Below are 22,702 nucleotides of genomic sequence, written 5' to 3' on the forward strand. Positions count from 1 at the left end.
ATCCCCGCCCCTTTGGCGGCTCCCTGCTCGGTGAGCTGCGCATCGCGCGTGAAATGAGCCGGAACCTGGTCGGCGCCTATTGCGAGGCGGATTTCGAAGACCTGTTCACCCCTTACACCTTCCTGGGCCAGCCGGGCCTGGTCGTCAGCGACCCGGCCAGCGCGCGCCGGGTGCTGACCTCGCCCAACTATGTCCGCCCCGTCAAAGCCAACCGCCCGCTGCGCCCCCTGGTCGGCGAAGGCCTGCTGCTGGCCGAGGGCGCGACTTGGAAACGGCAGCGCAAGAGCCTGGCCCCGGTCTTCACGCCCGCCGCGATCGGCGGCCTGCTGCCCCATTTCCAGGACGCCGGCGCGGGTCTGGCGGAAGCGCTCGATGGCCGCTCCCGGGTCAATCTGGCCGAAGCGTTCCATCAGGCCGCGCTGGACGCGGTGTTGCGCGCCCTTTTCTCCCGCCGCGCCGACGCCGAGGGCGCGGTGCTGGCCAAACTGGCCCGCCGCTACATGGAGGGGCCGGCCCACTTCAACCTGATGGACTACGTCAGCAAGGGCGCCGACGACCTGACCTTCCTGGACGGCGAGCGTCGGCGGATCGGCGGCCAGTGGCTGGACGCCGTGGACGCCCTGATCGCGGCGCGGCGCGCGGCGCCCCATCCCGAGGTCCGCGACCTGCTGGACCGGCTGCTGGCGACGCGGGACGAGGACGACGCGCCGCCATCCGATCGAGAAATTCGCGACCAGTGCGGCTCGATGCTGGCGGCCGGTTTCGAGACCACCTCGCGCCTGCTGTTCTGGACCGCGCTGCTGCTGGCCCAAGACCCGGCGACGCAGAACCGCCTGCGCGCCGAGGTCCGGGCGTTCCCGCCAGAGCGGGTCGCCAGCCTCGACGACCTGAAGGCCTGGCCGCTGATGCGCTCGGTTCTGTTCGAGACGCTGAGACTCTATCCGTCGGTCCCTCTGATCGCGCGGACGGCCCTGGAGGCCGACGAGATCGGCGGCTTCGCGGTCGTTCCCGGCTGCATGGTCACCATCAGCCCGTGGCTGATCCACCGGCATCGCAAGCTGTGGGACGCGCCGACCGCGTTCCACCCCGAGCGCTTCCTGGACCAGCCGCATCCGTGGGCCGTCGAGGCCTTCCTGCCGTTCGGCGCCGGGCCGCGCGTCTGCATCGGCGCGGGCTTCGCCCTGGCCGAGGCGCAGATCATCCTGGCGAACCTGCTGGCAAGGGTCGAGATCGGGCTGGCCAGCGAGCGGCCCGTGATCCCGGTCGCCTCGATCACGCTCGGCCCAGACCACGAACCGGACTTTATCCTGACGCCGATCGTGCAAGCGCGGCCCTGAACGGGGTGGTAGGAAGGGCGCTCCCTTTTCGAGGAAACGCCATGACCGACGCCGTCCCCACCCGCCCGTTCGCCACCGCCACCGACACGGGCAGCGGCGGCCTGCAGACCTTCGTCACGGCCGGCCCCTCGACCATCGTCGCCGACATCTCGGTGGCGCAAGGCGGGCTCGACCTCGGCCCCGATCCTCACGAACTGGTCGCCGCCGGCCTGGCCGCCTGCACGACCATGACCCTGCGCCTCTACGCCAACCGCAAGGGCTGGACGGTCAGCCATATGCACGTCGAGGTCTTCTCGCACTTCGACAAGGACCAGACGCCGCACGAGCGCTTCGAGCGCGTGATCAGCATCGAGGGCGACCTGACCGACGAACAGCTGGAGCGCCTGTTCGAGATCGCCGAGAAGTGCCCGATCCACCAGCTGCTGACCAACGGCGCGCGCGTGGTGACGACGGTGGCGGGGAACTGAAGCTCGGCGCTAACCCCCACCTGACCTCGCGTCGCGAGGTCTGTCCGCCCCCAAGAGGGGGCGGAGGAGATCAGCGCTCTCTCCTCCCCCTCTTGGGGGAGGGGGACCGGCGAAGCCGGTGGAGGGGGCCAGCGCCGCGCTAAAACCCGTACAGCGCCCTATACTCGGCGTCCTTCGCGGCGATCTGGCGCGCGCAGTCGACCATGACCTTGGCCTGTTTCCAGGTGGCGTCGTCCTGCATCTTGCCGTCGATCATGGCCACGCCCGTGCCGTCGGGCATGGCCTCGAGGATCTTCTTGGCGAAGGCGACCTCGGCGGGGTCGGGACTGAAGACCTTTTTGGCGATCTCGATTTGGCTGGGGTGCAGGCTCCAGGCGCCGGCGCAGCCCATCAGGAAGGCGTTGCGGAACTGCTGCTCGCAGGCGACGGGATCGTCGATCGCCCCGAACGGACCGTAGAACGGCTTGATGCCGTGCGCGGCGCAGGCGTCGACCATCTTGGCGAAGGTGTAGTGCCACAAGTCCTGCTGGACGCTGACGCGGGGCGCGCCGTCCGCGTGGGGATCCTCGATCACCCGATAGCCCGGATGACCGCCGCCGACGCGGGTCGTCTTCATCGCCCGACTGGCGGCCAGGTCCGCCGGCCCGAGGCTGATCCCCTGCATCCGGGGACTGGCGGCGGCGATCGCCTCGACGTTCATCACGCCCTCGGCGGTCTCCAGGATCGCGTGCAGCAGAATTGGCCGGGTGACGCCGTGCTTGGCCTCCAGCGAGGCCAGGAGCTGGTCCATGTAGAAGATGTCCCACGGCCCCTCGACCTTGGGGACCATGATCACGTCGATCTTATCGCCGGCCTTCTCGACGATCGTGCTGATCTCATCCAGGTGCCAGGGCGAATTGAGGCAGTTGATCCGCGACCAGAAGCCCACGCCCAGGGCCTTGAAGTCGATCTCACGCGACATGGCCACCAGGCCCGCCAGGGCCGCGCCCTTGGCGTCGGCCGGAATGGCGTCTTCCAGATTGGCGAGGATGACATCGACGGTCGGGGCGATCTCGGGAAGCTTGGCGCGCACCTTGTCCAGGTGCGGCGGCACGAAATGGATCATCCGTTCCACGCGGGCGGGCAGCTCGCGGTACGGCGTCGGGGCGCCGATCGCCAGAGGTTTGAAAAAGCCGCGCGGCGTCTTCATGCCGGTCACTCCCCGCTGTCCCTTCGAGGGATCATTTCGCAATTGCGAAAGACCATGCGGCGGCGCGGCAAGGGCGTCAAGCCAGCGCCGCCCAAGCCCAGCTGCCCCCTCCGGCCCTCCGGGCCACCTCCCCCGCGATGCGGGGGAGGAACTCGTCTTCTATCGCCCGACCATCGCCAGGCCGGCCTTGGTGTAGCGCTCGCCCTCGACCGCCGTTTCCGGCACGGCGGCGGCGATGCGGGACAGGTCCTCGGCGGTGAGGGTCACGTCGACCGCGCCGAGGTTCTCCTCCAGCCGGCCGATCTTGGTCGTGCCGGGGATCGGGGCGATGTCCTCGCCCTGGCGCAAGATCCAGGCCAGCGCCAGCTGGGCCGGGGTAATGCCCTTTTCGCCGGCGATCGCCGTCAGCGCGTCCACGAGCGAGAGGTTCTTGGTCAGGGCCTCGCCCTGGAAGCGCGGCAGGCCCTTGCGGAAGTCGCCCTCGCCCAGGGTCTCGGCCTTGACGGCGCCGGTCAGGAAGCCGCGGCCCAGCGGGCTGTAGGGCACGAGGCCGATCCCCAGCTCGCGCAGGGTCGGCAGGATCTCGGCCTCCAGCTCGCGGAACCACAGCGAATATTCGCTCTGCAGGGCGGCGACCGGCTGGACGGCGTGCGCCTTGCGGATCGTCGCGGCGCCGGCCTCGGAGAGGCCGAAGTGCTTGACCTTGCCCTCGGCGATCAGGTCCTTGACGGCTCCCGCCACGTCCTCGATCGGCACGTTCGGATCGACGCGGTGCTGGTAGAAGAGGTCGATCACCTCGACGCCCAGGCGCTTCAGCGACGCCTCGGCCACGGCGCGGATATGCTCGGGCCGGCTGTTGACGCCGCGCATCCGCGTGAAGCCCTCGCCCGTCCCTTCCGGCGCGATGTCGAAGCCGAACTTGGTGGCGATCACCACCTTGTCGCGGAAGGGCTTCAGGCCTTCGCCGACCAGCACCTCGTTGGTGAAGGGTCCATAGACCTCGGCGGTGTCGAAGAAGGTCACGCCCAGCTCGACGGCGCGGGCCAGCAGCTTGTGGGCGTCGGCCGTCTCCAGCGCCGTGCCATAGACCTGGCCCATGCCCATGCAGCCGAGGCCGATGGCCGAGACCTCGAGACCGTCGCCGAGTTTACGCGTCTTCATGGGATGCTCCTTCGTCAGGCTGGACCGGCGGCTCCTTCGCCGGCGGTCGCGAGATAGGATCGAGTCGTCCCCGGCCCCAGGGCTTCATTCGCCGATCTAGAGGATCAGGCAATCTTCCCGTCGTGGCCGTCAATCGCGGCGCAGACGTTTTTCTTCGACGCCCTGTCGGAACCGACGGCCCCCGATCGTTCTAGGATCACGACAACGGAGGAAACCCATGTCCAAGATCAGCCCGTTCCTTTGGTTCGACAAGGAAGCCGAGGAGGCCGCGCGGTTCTACGTCGCGATCTTCCCCAATTCGCGGATCGTCAGCGTCAATGGCCTGCCGACCGACCTGCCCCACACCGGCGCCAAGGCCGGCGACGTGATGACCGTGACGTTCGAACTGGACGGCCTGCCCTATGTCGCCATGAACGGCGGGCCGGGCCATCCCTTCACCGACGCCATCTCGCTGACGGTCGATTGCGACGGCCAGGACGAGGTCGATCGCTACTGGAACGCGCTCACGGCGGACGGCGGTCAGGAGATCGCCTGCGGCTGGCTGAAGGACCGCTATGGCCTTTGCTGGCAGGTCACGCCCCGGCAGCTGATCGAGATGACCACCGGCCCCGACAAGGCCGCCGCCGCCCGCGTGTTCCAGGCGATGATGGGCATGGTGAAGATCGACGTCGCCAAGCTTCAGCAAGCCCACGACGCCGGATAGCTTTACGCGGCCAGCGTCATCAGGCTGCCGGGCGGCATGTCCGAGCGCACCTGCTGATCAAGGTCGTCGACGCTCTTGCCCAGGTCCTTCAGGCCCTTTTCGGCGTCCTTGTAGTCATCGGTCTCCTCGAACTTTTCCTTCATGGTCAGCGCCGCCTTGGTGCGCGCCGTCAGGAGAAGATCCTTCAGATCGGCGCCGAGACCCCGGACCAGCTTGATGAAGTCCATGTCGCCGGCGGCCTCGGCCTTGGCCTCGTCCTCAAGAGTCTTGCGGGCCGACGCGGCGGCGTCGGGGTTGGCGGCCGCGTCGGGCAGGGACTTGAAGTCGTCGGCGAACATTTCGCCGCTGTCCTTGGCCGCGGCGGCATAGTCCTTGACCGCGCCCTGCAACTCCTTGGCGGCCTCGGCCAGGGCCTTGGCCATCTTCTTGGGGTCGTCGGCGTAGAGCTTCTTGAGCAGCTTCATCTGCTCGATCAGCCGCTGAACGCGCGCGCGGGCCTGGTCCTTGGCGTCGCCGATCCGGGTCTTGCGGTCGGCCCTGGCCTGCGCTTTGACCTGGTCGAGGGCGCTGTCGGCCTTGGCCTTTTCCGCGCCCTTGGCGACCTTCGCCGTCGCGCCGGCGCTCACGCGCCCCTGGGCCAGCGTGATCAGTCCGGCGACCAGACTTGTCGAAACCATGCGCTTCGCGCTCCGTCGGCCGTTCTGGCCCTCTCGGCGGCCGACGTTATGCGAGGAAGGTTAAGCTAGGCCTTCTTGACGAACTCGGTGCGCAGGACGAGGCCCCGCACCTTGTCGACATTGGCCTCGATCTCGTCGGGATCGCCAGTCAGGCGGATCTTCTTGACCACCGTGCCGCGCTTGAGCGTCACGCCGCCCGAGCCCTTGACCTTGAGATCCTTGATCAGGGTGACGGTGTCGCCGTCGGCCAGGAGGGTTCCGTTGGAGTCGCGGGTTTCTTCGGACATAGGGGGGTCCCTGCTAGGTCGGGCGGCGCGAAGCAAACCCGTATATTTTGTGCGGGCTTTCCTACGGATTTCCCGGGCCACGTCAATGCTCGGCGATCCGCGCTGATTTACATGCCGAACGCATAGCGATAGGTTTTGCTCGTCCTATGGAGCCTCTCATGAGCCTGAAACAGCGGCTTCGCGCCCTGACCGGCCGCCAGTGGCTCACGTTCTTCGCGGCGAGCATTTTGCTCAGCCTCGGCGGCCAACTTCTCACGGACGCTTGGACCCCGTTCGCGATCAGCCCGATAGCGAAGGCCCTTCTGGGCGCTTTCGTGTTCACATCACGCGTCCTTCCGGCGCTGGTCGTTGGTGCGGCGGCGGGCTCCGGCTCGTTGACCCTGCCACGCAAGTAGCAATCCCAATCTACGTCTTCTTCCGTCCCAACGGGTGCTTGGTCTGCACAACGTGCGCCAGGTGCTCGCCGGCCACATGGGTGTAGATCTGGGTCGTGGCGATGTCGGCGTGGCCGAGCAGGGTCTGGATCACGCGCAGGTCCGCGCCGCCCTCCAGCAGGTGGGTGGCGAAGGCGTGGCGCAGCACGTGCGGGCTGACCTTTTCACGGTCGATCCCGGCGGCGATGGCGGCGTCCTCCAGCAGTTGCCCGACGCGGCGGGCGGTCAGGCGGCCGGTGGCGCCGCGCGACGGGAAGAGCCAGGGGCTGTCCTTCGCGCCCTTGGGCAGGAAGGCCGGACGCTGGGCCAGATAGGCCTTCACCGCCGCGCGGGCGGCGTCGTTCAGGGGCGCCAGCCGCTCCTTGCCGCCCTTGCCCTTGACGATCAGATAGGCCGGGTCCCGCGCCAGGGCCGACAGCGGCAGGGCCAGGAGCTCGGAGATTCGCAGGCCCGAGGCGTAGATCAGCTCGATCATGCACGACAGGCGCAGGCCCTGCGCGCCGTCCTTCTTCGTCGCGGCCGCCAGCAGGCGCTCGATCTCGTCGCGCTCCAGCACCTTGGGCAGCGGGCGTCCCGCCTTGGGCGCGGCGACGCGGCGCGAGGGATCGTCGGCCCGCCAGCCCTCGCCCAGCACGAAGCGATAGAACTGCCGGACGGCCGAGCGGCGGCGGGCGGCGGTGGCCGGCGACAGGCCCCGCGCGCCCAGGTCCTGGAAATAGGCCTCGACGGCTTGCGCGTCGGCGTCGTCCAGATCGCGGCCCCGGCCGGCCAGGAAGGCGCGGGCGTCGTCCAGGTCCTTGCCATAGGCGGTCAGGGTGTTGCGCGCGGCCGCCCGCTCGACGGCCATCATTTCCAGGAAGGCGTCGACCCAGCCGGCCCCCTTCCCGCTCATTTGGCGTAGGCCAAGCCCAGAAGACCCTCGACGACGATGGCGCGGGCGTCGACGACCAGGCCGGCGTGAACCAGGCCCTGGGCGATGCGGGCGCGGTCGACCGGCTGCGGCCCCGTGGGACCGGTCTCCAGCGCGATCGACAGGGCCAGCAGGCCCGCCTCGCCCTTGCGCTTGGCGGCCCCGGCGGCGTCCAGCAACACCGCGCGCGCCGGCGAGGCGACGGGCTTGGGGAGCTCGAAATTGGCGAACTGGGCGCGGGCGTCCGGGTCCATCGCGCCGCCCAGGCTGGCCAGCAGCACCGCGGCGGGCTGGGCCGGCGACTTGGCGCCGCCGGTCGCGCCGCGCGCGATCAGATTGCCCAGCACCTGGTTGTCGACCTTGCCCGAGGCGGCGGCGATCAGGGCGTCGAGAATGGCCAGGTCGGTCGTCGTCGCCCCCGGCGTCTTGTCCGCCGTCAAACGGCCGCGAATGGTCTGGGCCGTGGCGACGTCCCCGGACGCGATGGCCGCGCGGGCCAGCAGCACCGGTTCCCGCAGCGGCCCGCCGGCCTGGGCCAGGGCGGCGATCGAACCGGCCGAGGCCTGGGCCGCCTCGACGAAGCCGTCCAGGGTCTTGGCCTGGCGCAGGAAGGCGATGTCGGCGGCCTCCGTGGCGGTCAGGTCCGCGCCCGGCGAGACCCCGGCCAGGTCGCCGCCCATCGGCTTGATCAGCGGCTTCAGCGCCGGCGAGGCCGAGGCGATGGCGCTGGCCGACTGGATGTCGAGATTCAGCCGACGCGACAGGGCGTAGTCGACGCCGTTCTTCAGCGACGCCGTCCCCGGCGCGGCGCCGTTCATCGCCGCGTTCATCAGGCGCGCATAGTCGGCGTCCTTGGTCTGGGCCTGGGCCAGCTGGAAGGTCAGCTGGGCGGCGTCGTTCTGGCCGGCCTTCAGCTGGCAGAAGGTCCGCAGGCGCAGCCAGTAGGCGGCGCCGCGATCCACCGTGAGGGCCTGTTCAGCTTGGCAAGCCTTGTCGTCGTCGCCGGCGATCAGCGCCGCCTCGGCGATGGCCATCGACAGCGCGCCGCTGCCGGCCGCGCCCGTAGTACGGTCTAGAATGGCGTTGGCGCCCTTGGCCTCGCCCAGGGCGATCAGGGCCAGGGCTCGCTGCGCGCCCATGTCGGCGTTGTCGCCGACGCCGGCCGGTCCGTTGGCGCCGGTCGACAGCAGGCGCCGCGCCAGGCTGGCGAAGGCGGGCGACAGCGGCTTGGACCCGGCCAGCTTGGGGACGACGTCGCGCATGATGTCCGGCGCCGTATCCTTCCACAGATCGCCGCCGATCCCGGTCCGCGCCGCGGGGCTGGAGAAATAGTCCGGCGGCGCCAGGGTCTTGACCTTGACCTCCTCCTGCGCCGCCGAGACGGCCGGAGTCAGAACCAGGGCGAGCAGCGCCGCGGCGCTGGAGGAACGCTTGGAAAGGATCATGGACCGGTTATGACGCATGACGCGGATCTCGCAAACTTGGCGGTTTGCCCAAGCCTCGTGTAAACCCGCGACCGCATCATGACCGAACATCCCGAACCCGCCCCCGACCTTCACGGAGACCTCGCGCCGCTGCGCGAGAAGACCATCGTCCTGGTCGGGCTGATGGGGGTGGGCAAGTCCAGCGTCGGACGCCGCCTGGCCGGGGTGCTGGACCTGCCGTTCCGCGACGCCGACAACGAGGTCGAGGCCGCCGCCGGCCGCTCGATCCCGGCCATCTTCGCCGAGCTGGGCGAGAGCGCGTTCCGCGACGGTGAGCGCCGGGTGATCAGCCGCCTGCTGGACGAGCCGCCGCACGTGCTGGCCACCGGCGGCGGCGCCTTCGTCAATCCCGAGACCCGGGCCCTGATCAACCAGAAGGCCGTCTCGGTCTGGCTGAAGGCCGATATCGACCTTCTGGCCCGCCGCGTTTCGCGCAAGGACAACCGGCCGCTGGTCAAGGGCAAGGATCCCGTCCAGGTGCTGACCGAGCTGGCCAAGGCCCGCAACCCCGCCTATGCCGAGGCCCAGGTGCACGTCCAGACCGGCGACACGCCGCACATGGTGGCCGTCGAGGCCATCCTGGCCGCCCTGCGCGCCCGGCCGCCTGTCGCGCCCTCCTAGGAGTCTCGCCATGATCCGCACCGTTTCCGTGGGCCTGGGCGATCGCGCCTACGACGTCGTCATCGGTCCTGGCCTGATCGACCAGGCCGGCGCGCGGATCGCGCCGGTGCTGAGCAAGCGCAAGCGGGTCGCCGTCGTCACAGACGCCCATGTCGGCGAGCATCACGGCGAGCGGCTGGCCGTCTCGCTGGAGAAGGCCGGAATCTTGGTCGACGTCATCACCCTGCCGCCGGGCGAGGAGACCAAGAGCTTCGAGCACCTGGCCGAGCTTTCCGACCGCCTGCTGGCCCTGGGGCTGGAGCGCGGCGACCAGATCGTGGCCTTCGGCGGCGGGGTCGTCGGCGACCTGGCCGGCTTCGCGGCGGCGATCTACAAGCGCGGCATCGACTTCGTGCAGGTCCCGACCACCCTGCTGGCCCAGGTCGACAGCTCGGTCGGCGGCAAGACCGCCATCGACACCCCGCGCGGCAAGAACCTGATCGGCGCCTTCCACCAACCGCGCCTCGTCCTGGCCGACCTCGACGTGCTGGCCACCCTGCCCGCCCGCGAACTGGCCTGCGGCTACGCCGAGATCATCAAGTACGGCCTCTTGGGCGACTTTTCCTTCTTCGAGTGGCTGGAGACCAACGTCGCCAAGGTGCTGGCCGGCGAGGTCGACGCCCTGGTCCGCGCGGTCGGCCGCTCGGTGGAGATGAAGGCGCAGATCGTCGCCGAGGACGAGAAGGAGGCCGGCCGCCGCGCGCTCCTGAACCTTGGCCACACCTTCGGCCACGCGATCGAGACCGAGGTCGGGTTCGGCGACCTGCTCAAGCACGGCGAGGCCGTGGGCGTGGGCATGGCCCAGGCCTTCCGCTTCTCGGCGAGCCAGGGCCTGTGCCCCAGCCAGGACGCCGTCCGCGCCGAGGCGGCGATCAAGGCCGCCGGCCTGCCGACGACCCTGGCCGACGTGCGGCAGGTGCCTTTCAACGCCGACGCCCTGATCGCCCACTGCGGCCAGGACAAGAAGGCCGAGGGCGGCAAGCTGACCTTCGTCCTGGCGCGCGGCATTGGCGACGCCTTCGTGGCCAAGGACGTGGACCGCGACGCGCTGCGAGCGTTCTTGGTGGAGGAAGGGGCGGTTTAGGCGGCGAACGCTCGATGTTTGGCCGCGTTGGCTCTCCGTTTTGCCGTCGCGTTCGCTTGCTCGGCGATCGCCCGAGCCAGTTCTCCGGCGCCGCCGCGACCTTGGTAGAGTCCTAGAGCCAATTCGATCAACTTGGCCTCAGGCGCATCCTGTACATACAGCGCCTCGGGACTGTCAGCCTTCACCATTGTCGCGCTCCATGTCGCGTCTGAGTGTAGATACGGCGAGAAGAGTTGCAAGGGTCTTACCCAACGCTCTTATAGGGCGAACAGCTTCATGGTCCCCGCCTTCTTCGGGCTTGAAACGCCCGGCGATGTCGCTTGTCGCAACCACGACCCCCAGAGGCACGTCCTGGCCTGGCAGGGAAAATGGGATCGCCGCGAGAGAGCGATAGCGCAACGTATCATCGTAGGCGGTGCGCTTGTGCTCTGGCGCGTCAAAAAAGCCGCGAACATTGAGGTCCGTGCTGTCAGCGCAGATCAGCGCGCGCCTCATTTGAAAGGCTTGGCCGATATGCCCCTCGCCCCGCCTCCAGGTCCTATGGGGTGCGTCCTCGTCCGACCGGGTTGGTCTTCGGCACGCGACGCATTCTAGCTGCTGCCTTTCTTCGCGCCAGAGATAGACCGAGAAGTTCCAAAGTTCGTCGCCCATCCCGAACAGCGTCGCCTTCGACGCGGCCAGCAGGTCGAGCATGTCACGAATCTGGTCCTCGATCGGCGCTTTGGCCGACGGCAGGAGCGCCACGTCGACCGCCACCCTCATGCTATCGATGGTCAAGCTGAGCACGGAAGCCTTCGTCAGTTCCGCCTCGAGCTGCTGAATTTCACGTTGGCTAACGGCCAGGGCGTTTTTGTTGACTTCCGCGGCCTCGACAGCTGACTGGGCGTCGGCCATGACAGCCAACGCAGACTTATCCGTCATCAGCACAAGCGCGCCGGCGAGCGCGCCCAGGACCAGGAAGACAATCTGGAGGGTAACAAGAACCGCCGCCCAAGCGCTGCCGGGAACACCTTGCGGTAAGGCCTTTGAAAACCCGACCACGACCGGCGCGATCACCGTCGTGAGTTGAAGCCCCAGCCGAAGCTTCCGAGCCTTTTCGAGAAATTCGCTCGTATGCCTCTGCAAACGCGTCTTGAGTTCCGAATTCATCACATGCCCCAAGCGATCTCAACTAAAGCGGCGCTTAGATAGCAATACAGCTATTTCGCGAAAATCCACGTCAATGCTCACGTAGAAACCCCATGCTCACCGCCCTGCTCGGCCTCGCGCCTATCGTCATCGCCCTGCTGACCCTGTCGGCGCTGTTCTCGGCGGCGGAGACGTCGATGACGGGGGCCAGCCGCGCGCGGATGCACCAGCTGGAGCGCGAGGGCGACCGGCCGGCGCGGCGGGTCAACAAGCTGCTGTCCGACCAGGAGACGATGATCGGGGCGGTGCTCTTGGGCAACAACCTGATCAACATCCTGGCCTCGGCCCTGGCGACCCAGGTGCTGACGGCGGTGATCCCCGGTCCCTGGGGCGTGGCGGCGGCCACGGCGACCATGACCGTGCTGGTGCTGGTCTTCGCCGAGGTGCTGCCCAAGACCGTGGCCATCGTGCGCTCCGACGACGTCGCCCGGGCGCTGTCGGGCCCGACCCTGTTCATCGTGCGGGCGTTCGGCCCGATCATCTATGTGATCCAATGGATCGTCCGCCGCGCCCTGCGGGTGTTCGGCGTCAAGCTGGACATGGCCGTCGACGTGCTGGCGGCGCACGAGGAAATTCGCGGCGCGGTCGACTATCACCACTCCGAAGGCCTGGTGGAGACCGACGACCGGCGGATGCTGGGCGGGGTGCTGGACCTGTCGGACATGGACGTCTCGGAGATCATGGTCCATCGCAAGTCGATGGTCCTGCTGGACGCCGACCTGCCCGCGCGCCAGTTGGTCGAGACGGTGCTGGAGGCCCAGCACACCCGCATCCCCGTCTATCGCGACGAGCCCGAGAACATCGTCGGGGTGCTGCACGCCCGCGACCTGCTGAAGGCCCTGGCCGAGGCCAAGGACGGGGTCGAGGGCCTGGACATCGCCGCCATCCTGCGCGAGCCGTGGTTCATTCCCGACACCACCAACCTCAAGGACCAGCTGAACGCCTTCCTCAAGCGCAAGAGCCACTTCGCCCTCGTGGTCGACGAATATGGCGCGCTGCAGGGGCTGGTGACGCTGGAAGACATCCTGGAAGAGATCGTCGGCGAGATCGAGGACGAGCACGACACCGCCCTCGACGGCGTGCGCCGCCAGCAGGACGGTTCGGTCAATGTCGATGGCGACGTCACCGTCCGCGACCTCAACCGCGCCCTGGACTGGCGGCTGCCCGAGGGCGAGGCGGTGACCATCGCCGGCCTGGTGATCCACGAGGCCCAGACCATCCCAGAACCCGGCCAGACCTTCATCTTCCACCGCCACCGCTTCCAGGTGCTCCGTCGCCAGAGAAACCAGATCACGGCGCTGCGGATCAGCGCGCCGCTCGCCGAGGACGCGGACATCTGATTTCGAACCGTCGCCGGGAACCGATCGCTCGGCCAAACGTTTGCGGTCTCTCGGGACCGGGGGCGGTCCGTTGGACAAAGAGGGCGTTTTGGCCGGTGTCTTGGCTGATAGCGAGGCGCGCGACAGCGACGCGCCGGACGCTGGCCTTTCGCCGGCCGCGCTGGAACGCGCGCTCGCCGAGGAAATCCGCAGGTCCGACACCCTGGCCCGCGTGACCGAGGCGGTCGCCTCAAGCACCAACATCGACACCTGCGTGCAGGTGGTCATCGACGGCGCCCGCGAGATCAGCGGCGCGGCCTTCGGGGCCTTCTTCTACAATCAGCTAGAGCCGGACGGGGAGTCCTACGCCCTCTACCGGCTGTCGGGCGCCGCGCCGGAGGCGTTCGCGGACTTCCCGCGGGTGCGCAAGACCGCGCTCTTCGCCCCGACCTTCGAGAACACCGGCGTCGTGCGCTCCGACGACATCACCCAGGATCCGCGCTACGGGCTCAACGCGCCGCGCCAGGGGATGCCCGAGGGCCATCTGCCGGTGCGCAGCTACCTCGCCCTCCCCGTCGCCACGCGCCGGGGCGAGGTCCTGGGCGGGCTGTTCTTCGGCCATCCGCTGCCAGGGCGCTTCACCGCGCGGGACGAGACCCTGCTGGTCGGCCTGGGCGGACAGGTCGCCGCGACGATCGAGTCGATCCGGCTGACGGCCGGGGCCATGGCCGAGCTGACCGAGCGCCGCCGCGCCGAGGAACGGCTGAAGTTCGCCCTGGACGCCGGCGGCATGGGCTCCTGGGACCTGGACGTCGCCACCCACGCCTACGAAGCGTCCGACCTCTGCAAGCGCAACTACGGTCGCGCGCCCGAAGAGCCGTTCACCTTCGCCGACCTGATCGCGACCCTGCATCCCGACGACCGCCCCCGCGTCCTGGCGGCGATCGACAGCGCCATCCGCGACGGCGCCGACTACGACGTCGAGTATCGCGTGGTCCTCCCCAGCGGCGAACTGCGCTGGCTGCACGCGCGCGGCCGGGCCGCCCAGACGGCCGACGACGGCGGCGCGCGGCGCCTGGCCGGGGTGTCGCTGGACATCACCGACCGCAAGCGCGCCGACGAGCGGCAGAAGCTGCTGGTCAACGAGCTGAACCACCGCGTGAAGAACAGCCTGGCGACCGTCCAGTCGATCGCCGCCCAGACCCTGCGCTCCAGCGCCTCGCCCGAATTCTTCCGCGAGGCCTTCGAGACCCGCCTGATCGCCCTCTCCCAGACCCACGACCTCCTGACCCGCGAGAGCTGGGCCGGCGCCAGCCTGCGCGAGGTGTTCGACGTCGAGCTGCGCGCCATGGCCGGCGAGGACCGGGTCACCTTCGCCTACGAGGCCGATGTCCGCCTGAATCCCAAGGCCGCCGTGGCCCTGGGCATGGGCATTCACGAGCTGGCCACCAACGCGGTCAAGTACGGCGCCCTGTCGGTTCCGGGCGGCGGCGTGGACGTGACCTGGATGGTGGAGGAAGACATTCTGCGCATGGTCTGGGCCGAGCGCGGCGGTCCGCCCGTCACCCCGCCCGCCCGGCGCGGCTTCGGCGCCCGACTGCTGGAACGCGGCCTCGCGGCGGAACTATCCGGCGGCGTCGAGCTGAACTATGATGCCGAAGGCCTCGTCTGCCAAATGGCGTTGCCCCTGCGCGCGCTGGAGCCCTGACACATGAAGACACTGTCGTCCCTGAAGGTCCTGGTCGTCGAGGACGAAGCCCTGGTCTCGATGCTGGTCGAGGACATGCTGACCGACCTGGGCTGCGCGATCGTGGGGCCGGCGGCGGAAATCGAGGAAGCCCTGCGCCTGGCCGGTTCGGCCGACATCGACGCGGCCCTGCTGGACGTCAATCTGGGCGGCCGGCCGATCTTCCCGGTGGCCGACGCCCTGAAGGCCCGCGGCGTGCCGTTCGCCTTCGCCAGCGGCTACGGCGAAGCGGGCCTGTCCGACGACCATCGCGGCGCCGCCGTGCTGCAAAAGCCCTTCCGCGAAGCCGACCTGCGCCGGGTGCTCGAAGGCCTGGTCGGCGAGACGGCCTAGGGCGCGAAGGGCGCCTGCCGATAGATCTGAAAAGCGCGATGCCCGTTCCAGGCTCGCGTTTTTTATTTGTCATCGGAAGACAAACAAAAAGGCGGCGAGGTCACCCTCGCCGCCTTGGTGTCTCAGCTGTTGAGGCTGATTACCACTTCTTGCTGATCGCCACGAACAAACGGCGGCCAATCATGTCGTAGTTGCCGAGTTGGGCGGTGCCCACTCGGAACTGGCCGGACGAAGCCGCCGGCGGACGCTCGTCGAAGGCGTTGTTGATACCGACCTGAGCCGACAGGCCATCGAAGTCCTTCTTGACCGAGAAGGTATGATAGGCCGTGAACTCGGCATGCAGGTTGTAGTAGGCGCAGGCGTTCACCGCCGCGGTGCAGTCGGTGGTGATGCCGGCCGCCACGTCTGTGTACTTGCTGACGCCGAACACGTCGCCCATGTTCCCAGGTTGGTCGGCGTCGGAGCCCTTGCCGAACATCTGGACGCCCCAGAAGAAGGTCCAGTCGTCCTTCTTGAAGGTGGCCGAGATATTACCAGAGAAGCCAGGGCCGTCGTAGTTATAGGTCGTGCCAAGGTAGTTCAGCGGAGCGGCGCCGCCCATCAGCGTCGTGACGTTCTTGGTCATCCAGGTGAATTGCGAGTTCACGTTTAGACGGCCGTTGAACAGCTCCTTGCTGTACTGGGTGGTCAGGTCGATGCCGTGGTTCACCTGATTGGCGACGTTCACGTAGCTGTTCTGGACCGTTAGGATGTAGAACTTCGTCGGGTCACGCGTGAACAGCGAGCAGAAGGGGTTCTTCGGGAAGTCAGCCGAGTTGTAGCACTGCTTCAGGATATTGGCGGCGCCGAACTGCCGGACTTCGTTGTCCACGTTGATCGTGAAGTAATCGACCGCGACGTTCAGGTCGGCGAAGGCCGGCGACCAAACGAAGCCGAAGGTGCGGGCCTTGGCGGTTTCGGCCTTCAGGTTGCCCTGGCCGCCGGTCGAGAAGACCGTCGCGCTGCTGCCGCCCAAAGCGTTGTAAGAGGTCGGAATGCCCTGCGAGGCGCAGTTCGTCCGAATCTGCTGGCTCGCCGTACTAGAATTGGCAAGATCATAGCAAGGGTCGATTGCGCTCTGGCCCGAGTAGCCGACCTGATTGCCCAAGTATAGTTCATACAACGACGGCGCGCGGAACGAAGTGCCCTGGGTGGCCCGCAACGTGATCGACGGAATGATCTTCCAGTTCAGACCGACCTTGTAGGTGTTGTCCGAACCATAGCTGTCGTAGTCCGAGTAGCGGCCCGACACGTTCAGGTTCAGGCGGTCGATGAAACGAACGTCACGAACCAGCGGGATATCCAACTCACCAAACACGTCGCGGGAGTTGTCGCTACCCTTCGTCGGGCCAGCCGAGCTGTAGAGCGCCATGTTGCGGTTGGCGGCCTGATAGCCGGGCTGATCGTTGATCTTCTCGTGACGAACCTGGAAGCCGACAGCGGCGCCGATCGGGCCGGCCGGCAGCGAGAAGAGATCCCCCGACAGCGAGCCTTCAATGTAGGCGTGATCGTACTTCGTGGTGCCCGTTTCATTGAAGAACAGGAAGTCGCGCTCGGCCTGGGTGTATTGCCCTTGTAGGATCCGGGTGGACGTCCACGGAATGCCGTTGGGCAGCTTGGCGCAGTCGAAGTTCGAGAAGTTTCCGCCCAGCGGCGTGTTGGTGCAAGCCACGTTCGGGCTGTTCAGGGCCAGGAAGCGGTCCAGGTAGATGCGCGGACCAAAATCATAGCTCGCGTCCGACTTGGAGTATTGACCGAAGATATCCCAGTCCCAGCCGCCCTTCCAGTCGATCGAGCCGCGCAGGCCCGCGACAGCGCGATAGTACTTAACGTCTTGGTGGCCGTTCGACTCGTAGGCCGAAACCGTCACGACGTTTTGGCCGGTCGTGTTATTCGGGTTAGAGGCCGGCAGATAGTTCGGCGCGCCATTCACAGTGTTGCGCTGGGCGAAGGATTGGAACACCTGCGCGGCGCCGATCTGCGCCGACTTGCGCTCGCTGACCATCAGCTCGGTGTAGGCCTCGATCTTCGGCGTGATCTGGTAGCCGCCGTTGAAGGTGATCGTCGAACGAATTTCCGGGCTCAGGACACTCGAGCGATCCCACAGTGGCGAGGTGGTCGGAGCGTAGGGATAGGTCAGCGGATAGCCGATCCGGCTGAAGCGGGCGAAGCCGGGCACAGTCGAGTTGTTGCCCTGAGCAGCGGTCGGATAGGTCTGGCCAGGGACGATCGGCACAAGGTTCACCGAACCGCTAACCAGCTGCATATAGCCGTTGGTGAGGTTCAGGCACTTGTACTGGCCCGTGACCGAATCCAAGTAATCCTTCCGGGCGCCGGTCTTCGGATCGAACAGGTAGTCGGACTGGCACGACGTATCGGCGCGGTCGCTACGACGCAGGATCTCCTGACGGAAATATTCGCCGGATACGTTGAAGTAACCCTTCTCGAAGGTCTTACCATAAGCGCCCGTGAAGCGGTAGGATTTACCGCCGTGTTCCATGGGGTCGCTGCCATAGATCTTCAGCTCGCCGCCGTCGAACTTCTTGCGGGTGATGATATTGACAACGCCGGCCACGGCGTCCGAGCCGTAGATCGACGACGCGCCGTCTTTCAGGATTTCGACGTGATCCACGATCGATTCCGGAACGACGCCGAGATCGAACGGACCAACCTGACCACGAACACCGGCCGGCCCCGCGCGACGACCGTTCAGCAGAACCAAGGTGCGGTTCGCGCCGAGGCCGCGCAGCGAGATGGTGCTGACGCCCGGCCCGCCCGTGACGTTATAGCCGGTGTACTGATTGTTGATCTGGCCAGTGCCGGCCGCGAGGGTCGAATTCTGCAGAATGGCCGACAGGGTGGCCGACCCTTCGAGTTCGGCGCGCTCGGCAGTCAGAATCTGGATCGGAGCGGCGGCCGTGAACTCGGTGCGGCGGATGCGCGAACCGGTGACCGTGATCGCTTCGACTTCCTGAGGCTCCGAGGCTGGAGCCGCCGTCGGAGCGGTTTGAGCGAACGCGGGAGCGCCAGCGACCATCAACGACAGAACGCCGGAGATCACCGAGGTGCCCAGCAGAAGGTTCTTATTCAAGCTCAACAGAAAATCCCCCAGAGCAACAGAAAATGTCTTCGAGGCGGGGCGGGAAAAAATATCCCCAAATGCCACTCAACCGACCGTAACAGGTCCATGACAGTCCCCAACCCTTTTTGCGCCATATTTTTTCCATTTTGAAGGAAACGTGGCACGTTGGCCACAATCGCGCGCTCTGGGAGGGAACGCCGTTCTTCGATATCGCGATATAAAGCTTAAATAGCCCAAAAATTTGGAATTTATTTACGGCGCTCACAAAGAAGATATTTTATATATTTCGGCTTATTTCAAATTTTATGCATCAATTGCAGCTCGATACCGCCCGCGAATATATTTCGCTGACATCACAGAGAGATTCTTCTAACGATTGAATGGGTGTTAATATTTTTCTTCGCCAAGAACAGCGCATACTGCCCCCAACCGTTTAACGCCTTAATCTCACCAACTTTCCGCCTCAATCCGCGCCCCGCTCGGCTAGTGCCTCACCGCAGATCGCGCGGCCCGAACGATTGGGGCAGCAGGGTCCAGAAGTCGGTGCGTTGGGTGGGGCGCCCGGCTTGCACCGAGACGATCTCGCAGGTCTTTCCCGCGAACTCGGCGATGCGCTGGCGGCAGGCGCCGCAGGGCTGGACCACGGCGTCGGAGCCGGCGGCGATCAGCACCTTGTCGATGACCCGCGAGCCGCCCGCCGTGATCATCGCCCCGATCGCCGTCTGCTCGGCGCAGGTTCCGACCGGATAGGCCGCGTTCTCGACATTGACGCCGTAGTGGACGCGTCCCTCGTCGTCGATCACCGCCGCGGCGACCGTGAAGGTCGAATAGCGCGCGTAGGACCGCGACAGCAGCCCCGGCAGGGTCGCGGCGGCCTGGGTTTCGAGTTCGGTCGATGCGGTGACGTCGGCGCTCATGCGGTTCCCTGCCTTCCGGCGGGATCGCGCCGGGGAGAGAGGCAATCAGTCGCGGGCCGTCAAATCAAGCGGCAAAAAGGAGAGCTCGGAACAAAAGTAAGGATCGCCTTACTTTTCGCCCGGCGCCGTCGCGACGATCGACAGGGCGTGGACCGGACCGGCCAGTTCGTCGGCCAGCGCCTTCATCACCAGGCGCTGGCGGGCCACGCGGGGCTGGCCGGCGAAGGCCGCCGACTCGATTCTCAGCGTGAAGTGGCTCTCGCCCGCGCCGCTGTGCCCCGCGTGGCCGTGGTGGCGGTCGCTGTCGTCGACCAGCTCCAGACGCGTCGGCGAAAAAGCCTCTTCCAGCTTGCGGCGAAGGGTGTCGGCGACGGCGCCCATGATGCGACTCTTGCTTGTCAATCCTTGAACGGAAATAGCGCGCGACTACTCTAGACGCCATGAGCCGGCCGTTCGAGTACCGCCCCAAATTCACCGACATCCGGGTCCGGCCGCCCAAGCAGGGCGAAGACGACCCGGTTCACGACGTCCTGGGCCTCAAGCCCGGCGAAAAGCGTTGCGACCACCCCGACTGTCGCCTGCCCGGCTCGGCCAAGGCGCCGAAGTCGCGCGACCTGCCGGGCCAGCACTACTGGTTCTGCCAGCAGCACGCGGCCGAGTACAACAAGAACTGGAACTTCTACGCGGGCATGACCGAAGCCCAGATCCGCGCCGAGCAGGAGTCCGAGCGGATGACCGGCGGGCGGCCGACCTGGAGCTTCAAGGCCGACGCCAATTCGCGCGAGGCGGCCGCCCAGGCCGCTCGCGACGCCCGCGCCTTCGCCGACCCGTTCGGCCTCTTCCGCGCCCAGCAGCGCCGGGCCGAATCCCAGCGCGCGGCCGCCGAGCGCGGCCTGGGCAAGCTGGAGCGCCAGGCCCTCGCGGACCTGGACCTCGAGGCCGGCGCCGACAAGGCGGCCATCAAGGTCCGCTACAAGGAGCTGCTCAAGCGCTGCCACCCGGACTCCAACGGCGGCGACCGCAGCGCCGAGCACAAGCTGCAGCGGGTCATCAAGGCCTATAAGCAGCTGCAGAAGTCGGGTCTGGTTTAGGCCGCCGTTGGACCGGGCCGCGAAGGTCCAGCTTGGTTCCGATCCGGGATGAACCGTCATAGGGTTCGGTTGCTCGGCCGATCGCGACGACCGGGCGGACCCGAAGGAGGCCAGGATGGCGCAGACCCGACGTTCCCTGCTCGCCGCGCCCGTGGCCGGCGCGCTGACGGGCGGACTGGCGGGCGGACGGGCGGCTGGCGCTGACGCGGCGGGACCGACCGAGCCGCCGTCGGCCGGCGCGCTGCTCGAACGCTATGTCGCCCTCGGCGGCAAGGCCAGCGGCGGTCCCGGCGACCTGGCCTGCGGCGAATGGATGGCCCAGTGGCTGACGGCGCGCGGCTTTTCGGTCGAACGCCAGGCCTTCGACGCGCCCTTTTTCGAGGCGACCGAGACGTCGTTCCAGATCGGCGAGGCCCGCGCCCCCGTCATTCCGCAGGCCATCGTCCGGCCCACTGGACCGGACGGGATCGAGGGGCCGGTGCTGGTGCGCGATCCCGAGGACGCGGCCAGCCCGGCGACCGACGCCATCGTCGTCATCCGCCTCCCCTACGGACGCTGGAGCACCGCGGCGGCCCCGGCCGTGTTCGGGCCGGTCGAGGCGGCGCTGAAAGCCGGGGCGCGCGCCGTGGTCCTGATCACCAGCGGTCCCAGCGGCGAGGCTCTGGCGCTGAACGCCGACGGCCGCGCGCCGATGTTCGCCGCCCCAGTGGCCGTGCTGGCGCCGAAGGACGCGCCGGCCCTGATCAAGGCGGCCCGGTCGGGTGCGAGGGGCGTGCTGCGGATCACCGGCCAGGCCGGTCGTCGGGAAACCTTCAACCTGATCGGACGTAAGGACGGCGGCCGAGGCCGCTGGCTGGTGGTGTCGACCCCGCGCTCGGGCTGGTTTGGCTGCGCGGGCGAACGGGGGCCGGGGGTGGCGGCGTGGATGATGCTGGCCGACTGGGCCAGTCGCGCCAACCTGCCCGTCGATCTCGCCTTCGTCTGCAACAGCGGCCACGAGTACGAAAACCTCGGCGCCGAGCACCTGCTGGACAAGGCCGCGCCGCCGCCGGACCAGACCCGCTTCTGGCTTCACCTCGGCGCCAACCTGGCCGCGCGCGACTGGCACGAGCTGGGCGGCCGACTGGCGCCGTTGCCCAGCGCCGATCCCCAGCGCTTCCTGCTGGCCAGCCCCGACCTCATCGCCCCGTGCCGCGCGGCGTTCAAGGGTCTGGCGGGTCTCGAGGCCCCCTACCCGCTGGGCGCCGGCGCGGCCGGAGAGCTGACCCACATCGCGGCCGCCGGCTATACGCGGGTGGCGGGCGTCTTCGGCGCGCATCGCTTCCACCACGCGGCCGGCGACGACGCGCGCTGCGTGGACGCTAGCCTGGTCGACGCCGCCTTCCAGGCCGCCCGCCGCCTGCTGAGCGATCCCCGGATCCTCTAGCGACAAAGTCGACGCCTTGCGACGCAACCGACGAATGGGCATTGTCGCGCGCCGGCGCGCGGCGAGCAGGGGCCCTTTTCGATGACCGACAGCGATCCGGAGTGGCGCGCGCCGACCGAGGCGCCGACGCCGGTGACACCGGTGCCGTTCGGCAAGCCGTGGAGCATCTGGACTTGGGGCGTTTTGGTGTCGACGGCCGGCCTGGCGCTGGCGATCGCGCCGCACCCGGTGTTGCATCTGCTGAAATCGCCGGTCGAGGCCGCCAGCCTGCCTTGGGTCCGGTTCACGGGGCTGGTGCTGCTGGCCTATGGGATGGGCTATCACGTCGCCGGCTGGACCGGCCAGCGCACCTACATGCGCGCGTCCGTGGTGCTGCGGGTGCTGTCGCTGGTGATCATCGGGGCCTTCGTCCTGGCCGACTGGCTGCCCAAGGCCTGGCTGGCGGTGGGGCTGGGCGACTTCGCCGGCGCGGTCTGGACCACGCTGGAGCTCAGGTGGCGTCCGAAGCCGAAGGCCGCTTAGGGAACTTCACGGACCGCTCGGATAATCGTTCCCCGCGCCTTCATATCTCGCAGTTGGCCTAAGGAGACGAATTCACGCTGGTCCGAATAGTATTTTTCGTCGCTCGGCGCGGCAAAATCGTTCCAAGAGAACTTGGTTTCGCGGACATAGACGCCGTTGGCTTCCACGGACACCACCTTCGCGGCGCCGTAGCGGCAACTCATGCAAGCCATGGCTACGAGACGATCGTCGGATATCGCGTAGATATCGCCGACGCGCGGCGCGGCGAGATAAGCTGTTGTGTTGTCAGCGGCCTGCCTTTCTTCATCAATCACCCAAGCGATCACGCCCGCTAACGCCGCCATTGCGAATGCCCAGCCCCAGCGGTTTAGAAGCGGGATCGGGTTACGCTTAAGCTTCCGCTCGACCACCCTGGGATCGAGCAGGCCGAGACGAGCGCGGCAGATATCGCAGAAGCCCGTGTATTCCTTGCCCGTTACGAACCGGAAAACCACCTGGAAGTGGCGGACGGTGTAGTCCAGACGCGCCGAGCACGGCTGCTGAGCACCGCACTGGTCGCAGAAAGAATAGCCAATATTCCGGATGGGTTTTCTGACTCGGTTGGAACCCCACAGAAACAGCATGACCGGTCCCCGTCGCGGGCAG

At 67.6% G+C, this 22,702-nt stretch carries 24 protein-coding genes; 12 read left to right on the top strand and 12 right to left on the bottom strand.

Annotated features, from left to right (window positions below; genetic code table 11):
- The first annotated feature begins 53 nt into the window (after nucleotides 1-53).
- Together OR37_RS15725 and OR37_RS15730 are read left to right on the top strand one after the other, a co-directional pair.
- On the top strand, nucleotides 54-1,337 hold the full coding sequence (locus OR37_RS15725) for a cytochrome P450 (RefSeq protein ID WP_419144118.1): 1,284 nt from the start codon (nucleotides 54-56) through the stop codon (nucleotides 1,335-1,337).
- Nucleotides 1,338-1,378: 41 nt separating this feature from the next.
- Complete coding sequence (locus tag OR37_RS15730) at nucleotides 1,379-1,804, top strand: OsmC family protein (protein ID WP_004621977.1); 426 nt, start codon at nucleotides 1,379-1,381, stop codon at nucleotides 1,802-1,804.
- 139 nt (nucleotides 1,805-1,943) lie between these two features.
- Here the strand turns inward: OR37_RS15730 and OR37_RS15735 are convergent, their stop codons facing one another.
- Together OR37_RS15735 and OR37_RS15740 are read right to left on the bottom strand one after the other, a co-directional pair.
- On the bottom strand, nucleotides 1,944-3,002 hold the full coding sequence (locus OR37_RS15735; protein ID WP_081612967.1) for an HpcH/HpaI aldolase/citrate lyase family protein: 1,059 nt from the start codon (nucleotides 3,000-3,002) through the stop codon (nucleotides 1,944-1,946).
- Nucleotides 3,003-3,152: 150 nt separating this feature from the next.
- Complete coding sequence (locus OR37_RS15740) at nucleotides 3,153-4,154, bottom strand: aldo/keto reductase (protein ID WP_004621980.1); 1,002 nt, start codon at nucleotides 4,152-4,154, stop codon at nucleotides 3,153-3,155.
- Nucleotides 4,155-4,371: 217 nt separating this feature from the next.
- Between OR37_RS15740 and OR37_RS15745 the strand changes: the two genes are divergently transcribed.
- Nucleotides 4,372-4,857, top strand: coding sequence for a VOC family protein (locus tag OR37_RS15745; protein ID WP_004621982.1), 486 nt, complete (start codon nucleotides 4,372-4,374; stop codon nucleotides 4,855-4,857).
- A gap of 2 nt (nucleotides 4,858-4,859) precedes the next feature.
- Here the strand turns inward: OR37_RS15745 and OR37_RS15750 are convergent, their stop codons facing one another.
- On the bottom strand, nucleotides 4,860-5,534 hold the full coding sequence (locus OR37_RS15750; RefSeq protein ID WP_004621984.1) for a hypothetical protein: 675 nt from the start codon (nucleotides 5,532-5,534) through the stop codon (nucleotides 4,860-4,862).
- Nucleotides 5,535-5,599: 65 nt separating this feature from the next.
- Complete coding sequence (locus OR37_RS15755; protein ID WP_004621989.1) at nucleotides 5,600-5,821, bottom strand: alkylphosphonate utilization protein; 222 nt, start codon at nucleotides 5,819-5,821, stop codon at nucleotides 5,600-5,602.
- Nucleotides 5,822-5,979: 158 nt separating this feature from the next.
- Between OR37_RS15755 and OR37_RS15760 the strand changes: the two genes are divergently transcribed.
- Nucleotides 5,980-6,216: a hypothetical protein gene (locus OR37_RS15760; RefSeq protein WP_004621990.1), complete on the top strand. Its 237-nt coding sequence runs from the start codon at nucleotides 5,980-5,982 to the stop codon at nucleotides 6,214-6,216.
- Nucleotides 6,217-6,226: 10 nt separating this feature from the next.
- Here OR37_RS15760 and OR37_RS15765 read toward each other — a convergent pair whose 3' ends face one another.
- Nucleotides 6,227-7,147 (bottom strand): site-specific tyrosine recombinase XerD, encoded by a 921-nt coding sequence (locus OR37_RS15765; protein ID WP_004621992.1) that lies wholly within the window; start codon nucleotides 7,145-7,147, stop codon nucleotides 6,227-6,229.
- The gene (locus tag OR37_RS15770; protein WP_235046588.1) at nucleotides 7,144-8,610 is read right to left on the bottom strand and encodes a hypothetical protein; all 1,467 of its coding nucleotides are present in this window, start codon (nucleotides 8,608-8,610) and stop codon (nucleotides 7,144-7,146) included. Before OR37_RS15770 ends, OR37_RS15765 begins: the two co-directional genes overlap by 4 nt.
- 78 nt (nucleotides 8,611-8,688) lie before the next feature.
- Between OR37_RS15770 and OR37_RS15775 the strand changes: the two genes are divergently transcribed.
- On the top strand, nucleotides 8,689-9,270 hold the full coding sequence (locus OR37_RS15775; RefSeq protein WP_004621996.1) for a shikimate kinase: 582 nt from the start codon (nucleotides 8,689-8,691) through the stop codon (nucleotides 9,268-9,270).
- A gap of 10 nt (nucleotides 9,271-9,280) precedes the next feature.
- Nucleotides 9,281-10,393 (top strand): 3-dehydroquinate synthase, encoded by a 1,113-nt coding sequence (aroB, locus tag OR37_RS15780; RefSeq protein WP_004621998.1) that lies wholly within the window; start codon nucleotides 9,281-9,283, stop codon nucleotides 10,391-10,393.
- On the opposite strand, the gene OR37_RS21705 is transcribed toward aroB, so the two are convergent.
- Together OR37_RS21705 and OR37_RS15785 are read right to left on the bottom strand one after the other, a co-directional pair.
- Entirely contained in the window at nucleotides 10,390-10,581 is a 192-nt protein-coding gene (locus OR37_RS21705; RefSeq protein ID WP_004622000.1) for a hypothetical protein, read from the bottom strand. The genes aroB and OR37_RS21705 overlap by 4 nt on opposite strands.
- Nucleotides 10,568-11,542 (bottom strand): hypothetical protein, encoded by a 975-nt coding sequence (locus tag OR37_RS15785; protein WP_004622002.1) that lies wholly within the window; start codon nucleotides 11,540-11,542, stop codon nucleotides 10,568-10,570. Before OR37_RS15785 ends, OR37_RS21705 begins: the two co-directional genes overlap by 14 nt.
- 92 nt (nucleotides 11,543-11,634) lie before the next feature.
- On the opposite strand from OR37_RS15785, the gene OR37_RS15790 reads away from it, so the two are divergent.
- The 3 genes from OR37_RS15790 to OR37_RS15800 all read left to right on the top strand — a co-directional run bounded on the left by OR37_RS15790 (nucleotide 11,635) and on the right by OR37_RS15800 (nucleotide 14,980).
- On the top strand, nucleotides 11,635-12,921 hold the full coding sequence (locus tag OR37_RS15790; RefSeq protein ID WP_004622005.1) for an HlyC/CorC family transporter: 1,287 nt from the start codon (nucleotides 11,635-11,637) through the stop codon (nucleotides 12,919-12,921).
- A 100-nt stretch (nucleotides 12,922-13,021) separates the two neighbouring features.
- Complete coding sequence (locus OR37_RS21145) at nucleotides 13,022-14,608, top strand: sensor histidine kinase (protein WP_106404397.1); 1,587 nt, start codon at nucleotides 13,022-13,024, stop codon at nucleotides 14,606-14,608.
- A gap of 3 nt (nucleotides 14,609-14,611) precedes the next feature.
- Nucleotides 14,612-14,980: a response regulator gene (locus tag OR37_RS15800; protein WP_004622009.1), complete on the top strand. Its 369-nt coding sequence runs from the start codon at nucleotides 14,612-14,614 to the stop codon at nucleotides 14,978-14,980.
- A 139-nt stretch (nucleotides 14,981-15,119) separates the two neighbouring features.
- Here OR37_RS15800 and OR37_RS15805 read toward each other — a convergent pair whose 3' ends face one another.
- The 3 genes from OR37_RS15805 to OR37_RS15815 form a co-directional block, all read right to left on the bottom strand.
- Nucleotides 15,120-18,116, bottom strand: a complete 2,997-nt coding sequence (locus OR37_RS15805; protein WP_004622012.1) for a TonB-dependent receptor plug domain-containing protein — start codon at nucleotides 18,114-18,116, stop codon at nucleotides 15,120-15,122.
- A gap of 476 nt (nucleotides 18,117-18,592) precedes the next feature.
- Nucleotides 18,593-19,018: a cytidine deaminase gene (cdd, locus tag OR37_RS15810; protein WP_004622014.1), complete on the bottom strand. Its 426-nt coding sequence runs from the start codon at nucleotides 19,016-19,018 to the stop codon at nucleotides 18,593-18,595.
- Between the two features lie 108 nt (nucleotides 19,019-19,126).
- On the bottom strand, nucleotides 19,127-19,402 hold the full coding sequence (locus OR37_RS15815) for a BolA family protein (RefSeq protein WP_081612968.1): 276 nt from the start codon (nucleotides 19,400-19,402) through the stop codon (nucleotides 19,127-19,129).
- A gap of 56 nt (nucleotides 19,403-19,458) precedes the next feature.
- Here OR37_RS15815 and OR37_RS15820 point away from each other — a divergent pair, with 56 nt between their 5' ends.
- From OR37_RS15820 to OR37_RS15830, 3 genes are all read left to right on the top strand, one after another.
- Nucleotides 19,459-20,109: a J domain-containing protein gene (locus OR37_RS15820; RefSeq protein ID WP_004622018.1), complete on the top strand. Its 651-nt coding sequence runs from the start codon at nucleotides 19,459-19,461 to the stop codon at nucleotides 20,107-20,109.
- A 115-nt stretch (nucleotides 20,110-20,224) separates the two neighbouring features.
- Nucleotides 20,225-21,535, top strand: a complete 1,311-nt coding sequence (locus OR37_RS15825; RefSeq protein WP_004622020.1) for a hypothetical protein — start codon at nucleotides 20,225-20,227, stop codon at nucleotides 21,533-21,535.
- An 81-nt stretch (nucleotides 21,536-21,616) separates the two neighbouring features.
- Nucleotides 21,617-22,057: a hypothetical protein gene (locus OR37_RS15830; RefSeq protein WP_004622022.1), complete on the top strand. Its 441-nt coding sequence runs from the start codon at nucleotides 21,617-21,619 to the stop codon at nucleotides 22,055-22,057.
- On the opposite strand, the gene OR37_RS15835 is transcribed toward OR37_RS15830, so the two are convergent.
- Complete coding sequence (locus OR37_RS15835) at nucleotides 22,054-22,680, bottom strand: hypothetical protein (protein ID WP_004622024.1); 627 nt, start codon at nucleotides 22,678-22,680, stop codon at nucleotides 22,054-22,056. The genes OR37_RS15830 and OR37_RS15835 overlap by 4 nt on opposite strands.
- Nucleotides 22,681-22,702: the final 22 nt, after the last annotated feature.

The sequence above is a fragment of the Caulobacter vibrioides OR37 genome (assembly GCF_000372645.1).
Lineage (GTDB): Bacteria > Pseudomonadota > Alphaproteobacteria > Caulobacterales > Caulobacteraceae > Caulobacter > Caulobacter vibrioides_E.